At 35.5% G+C, this 14483-nt stretch carries 11 protein-coding genes; 7 read left to right on the top strand and 4 right to left on the bottom strand.

Features of this window, described 5'->3' with window-relative positions:
• Positions 1-602: 602 nt before the first annotated feature.
• The 4 genes from thrS to rplT all read left to right on the top strand — a co-directional run bounded on the left by thrS (position 603) and on the right by rplT (position 3956).
• Positions 603-2549, top strand: a complete 1947-nt coding sequence (thrS, locus tag LB076_RS06120) for a threonine--tRNA ligase (RefSeq protein ID WP_066333667.1) — start codon at positions 603-605, stop codon at positions 2547-2549.
• A gap of 76 nt (positions 2550-2625) precedes the next feature.
• Positions 2626-3123 (top strand): translation initiation factor IF-3, encoded by a 498-nt coding sequence (infC, locus tag LB076_RS13620; protein WP_218058910.1) that lies wholly within the window; start codon positions 2626-2628, stop codon positions 3121-3123.
• A gap of 114 nt (positions 3124-3237) precedes the next feature.
• Positions 3238-3435, top strand: coding sequence for a 50S ribosomal protein L35 (rpmI, locus tag LB076_RS06110; protein ID WP_022827375.1), 198 nt, complete (start codon positions 3238-3240; stop codon positions 3433-3435).
• 176 nt (positions 3436-3611) lie between these two features.
• Positions 3612-3956: a 50S ribosomal protein L20 gene (gene rplT / locus LB076_RS06105; RefSeq protein WP_026708677.1), complete on the top strand. Its 345-nt coding sequence runs from the start codon at positions 3612-3614 to the stop codon at positions 3954-3956.
• A gap of 85 nt (positions 3957-4041) precedes the next feature.
• Here the strand turns inward: rplT and LB076_RS06100 are convergent, their stop codons facing one another.
• Positions 4042-4947: a hypothetical protein gene (locus LB076_RS06100; protein ID WP_141672821.1), complete on the bottom strand. Its 906-nt coding sequence runs from the start codon at positions 4945-4947 to the stop codon at positions 4042-4044.
• A 327-nt stretch (positions 4948-5274) separates the two neighbouring features.
• On the opposite strand from LB076_RS06100, the gene LB076_RS13830 reads away from it, so the two are divergent.
• The 3 genes from LB076_RS13830 (at position 5275) to LB076_RS06090 (ending at position 7889) form a co-directional block, all read left to right on the top strand.
• On the top strand, positions 5275-5439 hold the full coding sequence (locus LB076_RS13830) for a hypothetical protein (RefSeq protein ID WP_157776669.1): 165 nt from the start codon (positions 5275-5277) through the stop codon (positions 5437-5439).
• A gap of 110 nt (positions 5440-5549) precedes the next feature.
• Positions 5550-7214, top strand: coding sequence for a tetratricopeptide repeat-containing sensor histidine kinase (locus LB076_RS06095; RefSeq protein WP_141672822.1), 1665 nt, complete (start codon positions 5550-5552; stop codon positions 7212-7214).
• A gap of 6 nt (positions 7215-7220) precedes the next feature.
• Positions 7221-7889: a response regulator transcription factor gene (locus LB076_RS06090; protein ID WP_066333677.1), complete on the top strand. Its 669-nt coding sequence runs from the start codon at positions 7221-7223 to the stop codon at positions 7887-7889.
• A 135-nt stretch (positions 7890-8024) separates the two neighbouring features.
• Here the strand turns inward: LB076_RS06090 and secDF are convergent, their stop codons facing one another.
• The 3 genes from secDF to gyrB form a co-directional block, all read right to left on the bottom strand.
• On the bottom strand, positions 8025-10994 hold the full coding sequence (gene secDF, locus LB076_RS06085; protein ID WP_066333679.1) for a protein translocase subunit SecDF: 2970 nt from the start codon (positions 10992-10994) through the stop codon (positions 8025-8027).
• A gap of 225 nt (positions 10995-11219) precedes the next feature.
• A complete protein-coding gene (gene mdh / locus LB076_RS06075) occupies positions 11220-12155 on the bottom strand; it encodes a malate dehydrogenase (RefSeq protein ID WP_066333685.1) in 936 nt (311 codons plus the stop codon).
• An 83-nt stretch (positions 12156-12238) separates the two neighbouring features.
• Entirely contained in the window at positions 12239-14182 is a 1944-nt protein-coding gene (gene gyrB / locus LB076_RS06070) for a DNA topoisomerase (ATP-hydrolyzing) subunit B (RefSeq protein ID WP_066333687.1), read from the bottom strand.
• Positions 14183-14483: the final 301 nt, after the last annotated feature.

The following is a 14483-nucleotide window of genomic DNA, read 5'->3' as shown; positions in this document are numbered from 1 at the left end:
TTTTGCTTTAATTCTCACAAGCTTTTGAACTCTTTTTTGAAAAATAAATTTTCGTCTTGATTTCGTCTGCATGCCAGTATTTAAAAGAACTTGTTTCTTATTGCGGGTGCAAAACTACCGCCTTTTTTCGGTTAATCAATACTTTTTTTACCTTTTATTCATCTTTTATTAATATGAATCGCTAACTGCTTTGTTTTTAATTCTATACAAATGCTTCTTTTGTTGCTTTTATAGGTCATTGCTATCTTCTTTGCGGTTATTCTGCCGGTTTTAGGGGTTTGGTGGTTGTTTTTTGCATGTGTATCTGTTTTCTTTATATATAGGTAGACTTAACTTTGGAATGAGATTAGCTTTGGGACGCCGCTCTCCTAGCCCTGATAGTAGTGGAAATCCTGCCGAGACGGGGTTCGGCGAGGTAGATTGTAGCGGATAGCAGGAAATAGCTCCTTTGTTTTTTTATGGTAAGGACAGATTCTCGGATTTGGTGCGCCAGAGTGTATAAGGTGTGTTTTGGGTATGTTTATATTATATGAAACAAAACTTGTTATATATTGTGTGTATTTTTGTAATGGTTTATATTTGCATTCTTAAATTAACAAACAATGATTAAGATTACTTTGCCCGATGGGTCAGTTAGAGAGTATGCGCTGGACGTAACTCCGATGGATGTTGCTAAAAGTATTAGCGAAGGATTTGCTAGAAATGTTATTTCGGCTTCTTTTAATGGTACTACTATTGAAACGTCAACGCCTTTGACGACCGATGGTAGTCTTGTTTTATATACGTGGAATGATGCGGATGGGAAGAAGGCTTTTTGGCATTCTACCTCGCATGTAATGGCACAGGTTCTTGAGGAGATGTATCCTGGGGCTAAATTAACCCTTGGTCCTGCAATTGCGAATGGGTTTTATTATGATGTGGATTTTGAGGAGCATAAGATTACGGAAGCAGATTTTAAGAAAATTGAAGATCGGGTTCTTGAAATATCTAGAGGAAAGCACGAGTTTAAAATGCGTCCGGTTAGTAAGGCGGATGCTTTGGCGTTGTACAAGGATAATGTTTATAAAACGGAGATGATTACGAATCTTGAGGATGGAACCATTACGTTTTGTGATCACGATACTTTTACGGATCTATGCCGTGGTGGCCATATTCCGAATACGGGAATAATTAAAGCCATGAAAGTAATGAGTGTTGCTGGTGCGTACTGGAGAGGTGACGAAAAGAACAAGCAATTGACGCGTGTTTACGGAACATCGTTCCCGAAGCAAAAAGATTTAACGGAATATTTGCTGTTGCTGGAAGAGGCTAAACGTAGAGACCATAGAAAATTAGGTAAAGAATTGGAATTGTTTGCTTTTTCGCAAAAAGTAGGTCAAGGTTTGCCGTTATGGCTGCCTAAAGGGGCTGCTTTGAGAGAGCGTTTGGAACAATTTTTGAAAAAGGCGCAAAAGAAAGCGGGCTATGAGCAAGTGGTAACCCCTCATATTGGTCAAAAGGAACTGTATGTTACCTCTGGTCATTATGCTAAATATGGTGCGGATAGTTTTCAGCCTATTAGCACCCCCCATGAAGGAGAAGAGTTTTTGCTAAAACCTATGAATTGTCCGCACCACTGCGAAATTTATAACGTAAGACCGTGGTCGTACAAAGATTTACCGAAGCGTTATGCGGAGTTTGGTACCGTGTACCGATACGAGCAAAGTGGGGAGTTGCATGGTTTGACGCGTGTGCGTGGTTTTACGCAGGATGATGCACATATTTTTTGTACTCCGGAGCAATTGGATGAAGAGTTCAAGAAGGTGATTGATTTGGTTCTTTATGTATTTGGATCTTTAGGGTTTGAGAATTTTACGGCTCAGATTTCGTTGCGAGATAAAGAGAATAGAGAAAAATATATTGGGACAGATGAAAACTGGGAAAAAGCAGAAAATGCTATTATTAATGCCGCAGCAGACAAAGGACTCGATACTGTTGTGGAATATGGCGAAGCTGCTTTTTATGGTCCTAAACTAGATTTTATGGTAAAGGATGCTCTTGGAAGACAATGGCAATTGGGTACGATTCAGGTGGATTACAATCTGCCAGAACGTTTTGATCTGACATACAAAGGATCTGACAATGAACTACATAGACCAGTTATGATCCATAGAGCGCCATTTGGTTCGATGGAGCGTTTTATAGCTATTTTGTTAGAACATACAGCAGGAAATTTCCCACTATGGTTGATCCCAGAACAGGCTATTATATTGTCTTTGAGTGAGAAATATGAAATATATGCTAAAAAAGTTTTAGGTTTGCTAGAAAATCACGAAATTCGCGCCCTGATAGATAACCGAAACGAAACAATTGGGAAAAAAATTAGAGATGCAGAAATGCAAAAAATCCCTTTTATGTTGATTGTAGGGGAAGAAGAAGAAAAAAACGGTACTATTTCTATCCGACGTCATGGACAAGAAGGAAAAGGAAATACCACCATTACCATAGAGGCGTTTGCTTTGATAGTGAACGAGGAAATAAAGAAAACATTAAAAGTATTTACAGTTTAACTTAAATTATAAAGTCATAGCAATAAGAAGCAACAGAGGTTACCAACCTCGCGTAGAAAAAAAGGATGCCCACAGAATAAATAATAATATTCGTGGTATACAAGAAGTACGTCTTGTAGGTGAGAATATAGAGCCAGGAGTTTTTAAACTCTCTGAAGCTTTACGATTAGCGGATCAATTTGAACTAGATTTAGTTGAAATTTCACCAAATGCTGAGCCGCCAGTATGTAAGATTATGGACTATAAGAAATTTGTTTACGAACAAAAGAAACGGGACAAAATCTTAAAGGCAAAGTCTACACAGGTAACTGTGAAGGAAATTCGTTTTGGTCCTCAAACTGATGAGCACGATTATGAATTTAAGAGAAAAAACGCAGAAAAATTCTTGAAAGAGGGTGCTAAGCTAAAAGCGTTTGTATTCTTTAAAGGCCGTTCTATTATCTATAAAGATCAAGGACAAATCTTGTTATTGAGATTAGCTACAGACCTTGAAGAATATGGTAAAGTGGAAGCGATGCCTGTTTTGGAAGGAAAGAGAATGATTATGTTTATTGCTCCGAAAAAGAAAAAATAAGTAAGTCCAAAGTCGAAAGTTGTAAGGTGTAAAGTTTTTGCTTTATGACCTTAAGACTTTCGACTTTAAGACTAGAAGATAAGTAAGTAAGAATAAATTAAAATCTAGGAAAAAATGCCTAAAATGAAAACCAAATCTAGCGCCAAGAAACGTTTTAAAGTTACTGGTTCTGGGAAGATTAAAAGAAAGCATGCTTTTAAAAGTCACATCTTGACTAAAAAATCTAAAAAACGTAAATTAGCTTTGACACACTCAGCGTTAGTTCACAAAACAGATATGAAAAGCATCAAACAACAATTAAGAATTATATAATTAGTCGAAAGTCTTAAAGTTGAAAGGTCAAAAGTCACCGACTCAAGATCCATAAATTTTAAAACAGCAGACTAAAGAAATTCTTTAGGTTAAAACAATTTAAAATAACCTTGGAGTACGGCCTTTAAGTGCTTTTGATTTAATTCAAGCCGCCTGCTACAAAAAACACTAAAATTATGCCAAGATCGGTAAATTCAGTTGCTAAAAGAGCAAGAAGAAAAAAAATAATGAAGCAAGCCAAAGGTTTCTTTGGTAGACGTAAAAACGTTTGGACAGTTGCTAAGAATGCGGTAGAGAAAGCAATGTGCTACGCTTACCGTGACAGAAAAGTGAATAAAAGAAATTTCCGTGCTTTATGGATCCAACGTATCAACGCTGGAGCTAGATTGGAAGGAATGTCTTATTCTCAATTCATGGGTAAAGTGAAAAAGAACAATATTGAATTGAACCGTAAGGTTCTTGCAGATTTGGCTATGAACCACCCAGAAGCTTTCAAAGCAATACTTAATAAAGTAAAATAAACGTTTTATAAACTCAATTTATATTACTTACTTTAAAAAGCCTCAATTGAAAAATTGAGGCTTTTTTATGCGCTGGATTTTGGTTCTATTCTTTTTTGGGTTTTAATTGGTATTTTTTAATGATATAAGCAGTAATGGGTTTTAAAGGTTTTTGGGTTTCTGGATGAAATCCAGGTCCATTAAAAAGTTCAATAGTACCATATTGCTTGCTATACCATAACAAGGGCTTTCCATTTTTAAAAAAAAGCCACTCTTTGGTGTTATCTAATTTTTTTAATTGCATGCTATAAGGATCAATAGGTACTATCGTATTCCGTTGTGAAAACCCTTGTTGTTGGTCTATACAATCTACCGCAACATAATGGTTGTTCTGCCACTGCATGCACTGCGTATTGGGGAATACACACCATTTTATGGCAAAAATCAATAGCAAAAAAGTAGCTGAACCTAACAAAATATAATTTCTGTTTTGGAAACCCCACTTAGATCGCAAATCCTTTTGTGGCTCACTAAGCTTACTGCCTGTTTCTTTGCCAGAAGTTGGTGTTGCTTGGTCTCTAGTTTGAGAATAATTATTTGATTCAATTGGTACATATTGGTTTTCTTGAATCTTAGCTTTTTGCTTTGATTGCGCATATTTTTGATACGGACGCAGATTATAATCTACAAGAATGGCTGCCAATTCTACTCTAGTTCTGTTCTGGCAATCTTTTTCTCTCTTTAAAAAAGACCTTATGGGTCTAAATTTACTTATCTCACAATCTGCAATAGCTTTTTGTAAACTCTCCTCTTCTTTTACATTCAAAAAGGACCTAATGATTATCTCATCATTATTTGAAAAAGAATCTCCTAACAAAAACAAACATAAGTTACGCAATTGTGCCGGACTTGGATTTGACAAAATTCCGGTAATATCTGCTATTTTTTTACTCTCATAATGGACTCTTATAGCTTCTTTGTATTGATCAAAAGTCACTGTATGCATATTCAAACTGGAATTATTAAAAGTTACTGGAATTTACTGGAATTACTGGAATCCATGGAATTGGATCAAAACCATGGCTCAAAAAGTGCATTTCTTTGCTCCCAGAATTAGTTATTGTTCTGTATCGCGATAGGAACAAATGTACAAAACTAGTTCTATAAAAGTGTTGCTAAAGCGCATGGTAGGTCTATCCGGGAAGTATAAATACTGCTCTGTTAGTTAGCACACTTTACTTCCCAGAGTAACCAAATGCTTGTAACGGCTTACCTATCTGGGTACAATTGATTGTAAAATCAAGAGCCAAAGCTAGAACTAATTTTTAAATTATTCAGAATGAAAAGAATATGCATCCTATCCTGCTACATACTAGTAAGTATGGCAATTACATCCTGCACAAGTGAAGAGCTAGAAACAAAAAAAGAGTCCACAAATATAAGGGCTGGAGAACCAGGAGATGGCTCTACGGGTTATCCACCAATTAGTCCTCCAAAACCGTAAAAAAGGAATTAAAATGAAACTTTATTTTTAAATAAATTATGTACTTTCGGGAAATGATACTAAAAAAGTTTCCTTTCCCGATTTACTATTTACTCTTACCGCTGTTATTTTTGTATACATCTTGCAAAAAGGAACTAAAAGAGGATTTAGAGTTTCCAAAAAACTCCAAATACAAACAACAAGTAGCACTGGCTGAAACGTATTTTGAAAACCAGAATTACGATAGTGCTTTTTATTATTACAATAAAATTAAAACTACTTCTGATACAAATCAAGGTCCCAATAAAATTATTTATGCGTTGCTAAAAATGGCAACTATTGAACAATTAAAAGGGGATTATTCTAGTAGTGAAACCACCGCTACGGAAGCTTTGTCTTATTTACAAACAGAAAAAAACCAATCCTACCATTGCTATCTGTATAATTTATTAGGTATAAACTACGAGAATTTATATGCGTATAAAGAGGCTGTTTTTTATTATAAAAAAGCATTCCAAATGGCTACAGATCCCATACAAAAGGCAGTCCTGAAAAACAATATTGCCACCGTAAATTTAGAACAAGGCAACTATATGGATGCAATAGCTGCTTTAGATAGTTTATCTGGTCAAAAGACGGTACAACAAAACAAAGAAAACTATGCTCGGGTTCTAGATAACTTGGGCTATTCGTATTTTAAAATAGAAAACCCAAGAGCTGCTACATATTTAAACCACGCCTTAGAAATTAGAACCGAACTTCAAGAGGATTATGGACTAACTAAGAGTTACTTGCATTTGTCTGAATATTTTGCAGATAAAAACCCTACAAAATCCAATACCTACGCTAAAATTGCTTACGATAAAGCTACCAAAACGAACAATGTAGAGGGCCGTTTAAAATCTTTAAGCCTAATGATCCAGAACAATCCAAAAAGTAGTTTTAGAATAGCTTCAAAGAATTATTTTCGGATTAATGACAGTCTAAACCAAGCAAGACAAAAAGCCAAAAACCAGTTTGCAAAAATAAAATACGATGCTGCTAAAGAACGGGATGAAAACCTAAAACTAAAAGCCCAAAATTCAGCCACAGAATTAAAATTAGTGCGACAAAAAAATCAAAAGTACATTGCACTGATTGCACTATTAGTACTCACTACAGCTATTGTGTTTCTTGTTACTTATTTTAGAACTAAAAATAAACTTACAAAAATAGAAGCGATGTATGACACCGAAACTAGAATCTCAAAAAAATTACATGATGAGCTTGCTAATGATGTCTACCAGACCATGCTTTTTACTACTAATTTAGACTGGAAAGATAGGACTGAAAAAGAAACGTTACTTCAAAATTTAGATCAAATTTATCTAAGGACTAGGAACATCTCGAAAGAAAACAGTACTATTCCTACCGACGAAGGTTACGAAACCAATTTAAAAGAAATGCTCAATAGTTATGGTACGCAAAACATAAAAGTAATTCTAAAATACAACGGAGATATTGATTGGTTACAACTCACTGCCATCAAAAAAATTGCCTTATATAGAACTTTACAAGAACTAATGGTGAATATGAGAAAACACAGCAAATGTACCTTTGCTGTAATTGGATTTGAAAACCAACAAAATACGCTTTTGATTAGTTATACAGACAATGGTATTGGATTTACAAAGACATTAAATTTAAAAAATGGGTTGTCAAATGTGGAAAACCGTATTGATGCCATCAAAGGAACAATTACTTTTGCTAGCGAAACCAATAAAAGTTTTAGAGTAACCATTACAATTCCAAAATAACAACCTATGTTCCAAAAAGCAATAATAGTAGATGATATCGATTTTAATGATCAAGGAGCCTTGCAAGTGCTTACCAATTTAAATGTTCCGGTAGTAGACATTGCTAAATATTGTGATGAAGCGTTATTAAAAATAAAAAAGGCACAATTAGAAGAACAGCCTTACGATTTAGTAATTAGTGACCTATCTTTTAAAGAAGATCACCGTAACGATAAAATAAAATCTGGCGAAGAACTCATTGCAATAGTGAAAGATTTGTTTCCAGAAACAAAAATCATTGCTTTTTCTGTAGAAGACAAGCCCTATATTGTACAATCCTTATTTAAAAAATTTGCAATAAACGGCTACGTGATTAAGGGCAGAAATACCATAACAGACCTTCAGCAGGCCATTATGCAAGTATACCACACCGATGAAAAATTTATTTCTCCAGAACTAGCCACTCTCTATCAAGACAAAACAATCCATCAGATAAACGATTATGACATACTGATCATAAAATACCTCTCTTTGGGAATATCACAAGAAAATATGGAACTCCAGTTCAAAGAGCTCGGTATTACTCCAAACAGTAAGAGTAGCATTGAAAAACATAGTAATAAGTTACGTATTTATTTTAGAGCAAACAATACCACACATCTTGTTGCTATAGCCAAAGATTTGGGATTGATATAACAAACTATTTTTTAATACTAGGTCGAAACCTTCTAATAGGGGTTTGGATTTTTTTGGTATGCTTATTTTAAAAACAGATTACAAAAAAAAAGACCCAATTTTCATTGGGTCTTTTGAATATAATTAAAGCATGTTTTAGATCACCTCATGCTGTTCTTCTACCCGTTTTTTATCTTCTTTAGAGATAGTATCTACTAACACAGGAGTAGCTATAAATAAGGAAGAATACGTACCTACCAGAATACCCACTAACATTGCAAAGATAAATCCTCTAATAGATTCTCCACCAAATACAAACATGATTAATAAAACCACAATCATGGTCAACGAAGTATTTATGGTTCTGGACATGGTGGTGTTAATCGATTGGTTAACAATTTCAGCAAAATCACCTTTTGTGTTACCTGCTAAAAACTCACGAACTCGATCAAATACAATTACCGTATCATTCATTGAGTAACCAATTACGGTAAGAATAGCCGCAATAAAGTGTTGGTCAATCTCCATACCAAAAGGCATAAATTTGTAACATAAAGAATAGATCCCTAACACAAAAATAACATCGTGAGCAACTGCTGCAATAGCACCTAAACTGTATTGCCATTTTCTAAAACTAATCATTAAGTATAAAAACACTAATAACATAGCTCCTAATACCGCCCAATAAGCATTGGTTTTAATATCTTCAGCAACAGATGGCCCTACTTTTGAAGCTTGTAATACTCCTAAATTTTTACCGTCATAAGCATTTACAAATTTTTCATATGTTAATCCAGATGTGTAGTGGTGTTTTAAGGTTTCAAATAATAATTTGTTTACCTCTATATCCGCTTCTACTCCATGCTCTTGCACTTTGTATTTTGTAGTTATTTTTAATTGATCAGCGCTACCAAAAACTTTAGCTTCGGCACTACCAAAAACTTTGGATAACTCTTCTGAAACCACACCAGCTTCGATTGGTTTTTCAAATCGTACTTGAAAGGTTCTTCCTCCAACAAAATCTACTCCTTCATCCAGTCCGTTTGTAGATAATGAAATAATACTTACAACAATTACAATACTTGAAAACAAGTACGTCCATTTTTTCATTCCTAAGAAATCAAAATTGAAATTATTGAATATTTTTTTAGAAAAGTTAGTAGTAAAAGTCAAATCACTTTTGGTTCTTAAATTTCTATCCAAGAAAATTCTTGCTATAAAAATAGATGTAAATAAAGATGTTGCAATACCTATTAATAAGGTAGTGGCAAAACCTTTAATTGGTCCAGAACCAAAAATAAACAATACTGCTCCTGTAAGAACGTGCGTTACGTTTGCATCCGTAATAGAAGACATTGCCCCTCTCCAACTATACGAGGTTTTAATTGCTTCTTCGAGTGTTTTGCCTGCCCGAAGTTCTTCTTTGGCTCTTTCGTAAATAATAATATTAGCATCTACAGCAGTACCCATTGTTAATACAATACCTGCGATACCTGGCAAAGTAAGTACTGCACCTAAACTTGCTAAAATTCCAAAAAGGAATAATAAATTGACTGCTAAAGCAATATTAGAGTACCAACCTGCTTTACCATAATACACCATCATCCAAAGAGATACAATCAACAAACCTACAATGGCAGAGTTGGTACCGTTATCAATGGCTTCTTGACCTAAGGATGGTCCAACTACTTCAGATTGTACAATATCTGCAGCAGCAGGTAGTTTACCTGCTCTTAATACGTTGGCTAAATCTTTGGTTTCAGTTACATCAAAAGAACCAGAAATTTCAGATCTACCTCCTGCAATTGGTCCACTAGATACTCCTGGAGCAGAATAAACTACATTATCCAATACAATGGCAATATTGCTCTTTTGAGTGTAGGCCTTCGCGGTTAATTCTTCCCAAGATTTTGCTCCTTGTCCGTCCATTTGCATGGAAACAGATGGTTTTCCTAACTGGTCAAAAGAATCTTTAGCATCAGTAACCACACCACCACTCATTGCTGCAACGTTGTCTCTATTTCCTTTTAAAGCATATAATTCTACGGCTGCAACTTCTTTATCTTTTGCATCTGTAATGGTGGTTGCTTTACCCCAAACAAATTTAACATAACGCTGCTCAGCTGGCAATAAACCACGTATTGCTGCTCTTTTTAAATAACCGTTTATAACGGCAGTATCTTTGGGTGCAAACAATCCTAAAACAGGACCGCCACCTTGAGCAATAATTTTATCAAACAATGGATTGTTGCCTTTTTTGGTTGCAAGCGAATCTTTGGCGTCCGTAAGTAATGCACTTAACGAATCCTTAGCCACTGTTTTAGTTTCTAGGGTTGTAATTTCCGTTTTCTTTAAAGCCTCATTAGCCGAAACCAAAAAGCCTCCGATTTCATCAATTTTATACGTCTCCCAGAATTCTAATTGGGCAGTGCTTTGTAATAATTTTTTAATTCTATCTACATCTTTAGCACCCGGAAGCTCTACAAGTATTCTTCCTGACTCTCCTAATTTTTGAATATTAGGCTGTGTTACTCCAAATTTATCAATACGTTTTCTAAGTACTCCAAAAGCACTTTCTACAGATTCATTTACTTTTCTTTTGATATTTTTTTGAACTTCAGAATCTGCCATTTGGTAAGTAACTCCTCCTTCTCCTTGCAAACTTCTGTTTGCAAAAATATCTGGAGATGCTAATTTTACGGTTCCTTTAGAATTGGCTTCAAAAGCTTCAAAAAAAGCATCAATATAGGTTTGGTTTCCTCTTTGATTAGCCGTTGCATCTGCTAACGATTTGTTAAAAATAGCATTTTTGGAATTGTTAGATAATCCTTTTAAAATGTCCTTAACGGAAATCTGAAGAATTACGTTAATCCCTCCTTCTAAATCCAGACCCTTATTGATTTGTTTATCACTTACTTCGTTGAATGTGAAATCTGTAAATCCTAGATTAAATACGGTTTCTTTGCCGATAGAATCCAGATATTTTGCTTCTTTGTCTGGGTTGTTTCCTGCAAAAGCTTTGGCATCGCTTTTAACTTTACTGGCGACAAAAGTGAATGATAGTTGGTAAATACTTACCAATGCAAATAGAATTGCGAAAAATTTAATGAGTCCTTTATTCTGCATTATTACTAAAAATTAATTATTTTTTATTTATTTATTATGGATGTAACCTTTCAAAAGTCACGACTGCTTTTTACTTATATTAATAAAGAGCGTAATAATACGCATTTTATTTTTTATAAACCGAGCAAATATATAATTAAGGTTAAGATTAAACAATTTATTTATAGATTAATCTCAAAAAAAAGACTGCAAAAGTGCAGTCTTCTCTGTTTTGTGGCTTTTATGTTACTTCAAAATTGTTTTTAAAGCTTCATTCATTTGTCTAACTGCGGTTGCGCTCTTCGCAAATGCAGCCTTTTCGGAATGATTTAATTCAATTTCCACAATTTCTTCCACTCCATTTTTGCCTATGATGCACGGCACACCTATACACATATCGTTTTGGCCATATTCTCCTTCTACAAGTACAGAACATGCAATCATTTTCTTTTGATCGTTCAAGATACTGTCTACCAAAAATGCCACCGAGGCTCCTGGCGCATACCAAGCTGAAGTGCCTAACAAGCCCGTAAGGGTAGCCCCTCCAACCATAGTACTGGCTGCTATATTCTGCAAGGCTTCTTCGGATAAAAACTCCGTAACAGGTATGCCATTATACGATGCCAAACGAGTTAATGGTATCATGGTGGTATCGCCATGGCCACCAATAACCATTGCCGAAATATCGTTTGCTGGTTTGTCTAAAGCCATGGACAAATAGGTTCTAAAACGAGAACTATCTAATGCTCCTCCCATACCAATAACTCTGTTTTTTGGTAACCCAGTTGCTTTTAAAGCCAAATAGGTCATGGTATCCATAGGATTGGAAACCACTACAAAAATAGCCTCTGGAGAGTACTCTAACACCTTTTCTATGACTGATTTTACAATTCCGGCGTTAATATCAATCAATTCTTCTCTCGTCATCCCTGGTTTTCGGGGCATACCAGAGGTGATTACCACTACATCACTCTTTGCCGTTTTAGAGTAATCGTTTGTTACTCCAGATACTTGGGTATTAAACCCGGTATTGGTGGCACATTGCATAATATCTAATGCTTTACCTTCGGCAAAACCTTCTTTAATATCTAATAATACAACTTGACTTGCAATTCCTCGGTAAGAAATAACATCTGCACAAGTGGCTCCCACATTTCCTGCTCCTACGATTGTAACTTTCATATTTTTGAGTTTATTAGGTTATTGGTAATTTAGTTATTTATTATTGCTTGATCCCTATTGGCACCAAAACGATCTTGAATGTATTAGGCATCAATATTTGCATAGACCGCATTTTTTTCAATAAATTCTCTTCTTGGTGGCACCTCATCTCCCATTAGCATCGAAAACACTCTATCTGCCTCAACCAAACTATCAATAGTAACTTGGCGTAAGGTTCTAAAGTTTGGATCCATTGTGGTTTCCCACAATTGTTCTGCATTCATCTCTCCAAGACCTTTATAACGCTGTATAGCGGCGCTACCGCCCATTCTTTCATTGGATTGATCGCGCTGCAAGTCATTCCAGGCGTATTCTTTTTTGTTTCCTTTTTTGACTAAATACAAAGGTGGTGCGGCTATATAAACATGTCCTTCTTCAATTAATTCTTTCATAAAACGGAAAAAGAAGGTTAAAATTAACGTAGAAATATGGCTACCATCCACATCGGCATCACACATAATGATTACTTTATGGTAACGTAATTTAGAAATATTGAGTGCTTTGCTATCTTCTTCGGTTCCTACGGTAACCCCTAGTGCGGTAAAAATGTTTCGGATCTCTTCGTTTTCAAAAACCTTATGATGCATGGCTTTTTCTACATTCAAAATCTTACCACGCAATGGCAAAATTGCTTGAAATGCCCTGTCTCTACCCTGTTTGGCAGTTCCTCCCGCAGAGTCTCCCTCCACAAGGTAAACCTCGCATTTGGCGGGATCTTGCTCAGAACAATCCGATAGTTTACCTGGCAATCCGCCACCTCCCATTACGGTTTTGCGCTGTACCATTTCGCGGGCTTTTTTGGCAGCATGACGGGCTTGAGCAGCAAGTATTACTTTTTGAACAATAATACGTGCATCGTTTGGATTTTCTTCCAAATACGCCTCAATCATGTCTCCTACAGCTTGACTAACCGGCGAGACAACTTCTCTGTTTCCTAACTTGGTTTTGGTTTGCCCCTCAAATTGTGGTTCAGCAACTTTTACGGATATAATTGCCGTTAAGCCTTCCCGAAAATCATCTCCAGAGATATCAAATTTTAATTTATCTAACATCCCAGAAGCATCTGCATACTTTTTTAAAGAACGGGTAAGTCCGGTTCTAAAACCTTGCAAGTGGGTTCCTCCTTCGTGGGTATTGATGTTGTTTACATACGAGAAAATATTTTCGGTATAACTGGTGTTGTAAATCAATGCCACCTCTACTGGTATTTCTCCATTTTCATTATCCATAGAGATCACGTGGGCAATAATTGGCTCCCGGTTTCCGTCTAAATAACGAATGTATTCTTTAAGACCTTCTTGTGAGTGAAATACTTCACTAACAAAATTTCCGTCTTTATCTTTTTCTCTTTTATCTGTAAATGTTATGGTTATTCCTTTATTTAAAAAAGATAATTCCCGCATACGTGCAGACAAAGTATCGTAAGAATATTCTATGGTTTGCGTAAAAATACTTGGATCCGGATAAAAGGTAACAATGGTTCCTCTTTTGGTGGTGTCTCCTATTTGTTTGACTGGATAAAGGGCTTTCCCTTTTTCGTATTCTTGCTCGTAGATTTTTCCGTCTGTGCTATGAACCGTAGCTCTTAAATGATTAGAAAGCGCATTTACTACCGAAACTCCTACTCCGTGTAAACCTCCAGAAACCTTGTACGAATCTTTGTCAAATTTACCTCCAGCTCCAATTTTAGTCATTACAACCTGAAGTGCCGAAACGCCTTCTTTTTTATGAATACCAACCGGAATACCACGACCATTATCCTCAACAGTGATGGATCCATCTTCGTTTATATCTACGCGTATGGTATCACAATGACCTCCCATAGCTTCATCAATAGAGTTATCGACTACTTCATAAACTAAATGATGCAAACCTCTTACTCCTACATCCCCGATATACATAGACGGACGCATCCTAACATGCTCCATTCCTTCTAATGCCTGAATACTATCTGCTGAATAATTGCTCTTATTGATTTCTTCGCTCATATTTTTATTCTAAAATGTAATTTTGTCTAACACGCAAATATATAAAAACGTAAACTATTTTATGGTTAAAATAGCAATTTAAGCACCTAAGTTATTAACATATTGTTGATTTAGCGCTTTGTTTTTATAAAAAAACCCGCTGTTGTATTTGCCGATCCAAAGAGGTGCCTGCATAAGGTAAACAAATACCACTTGGTTAAGGCCTAAAACTAGCTTTAAATGGCGTTTATATTTTTTTTACATATAAAAAAACAAAAAAAAGCGCCCTCCAATAAACAAGAGGGCGCTTTTTTGCACTATA

The sequence above is a fragment of the Flavobacterium crassostreae genome, from assembly GCF_001831475.1.
Taxonomy (GTDB): Bacteria; Bacteroidota; Bacteroidia; order Flavobacteriales; family Flavobacteriaceae; genus Flavobacterium; species Flavobacterium crassostreae.
Note: the sequence above shows the minus strand (reverse complement) of the source record. Positions and strands in the feature narration are given on the sequence as shown.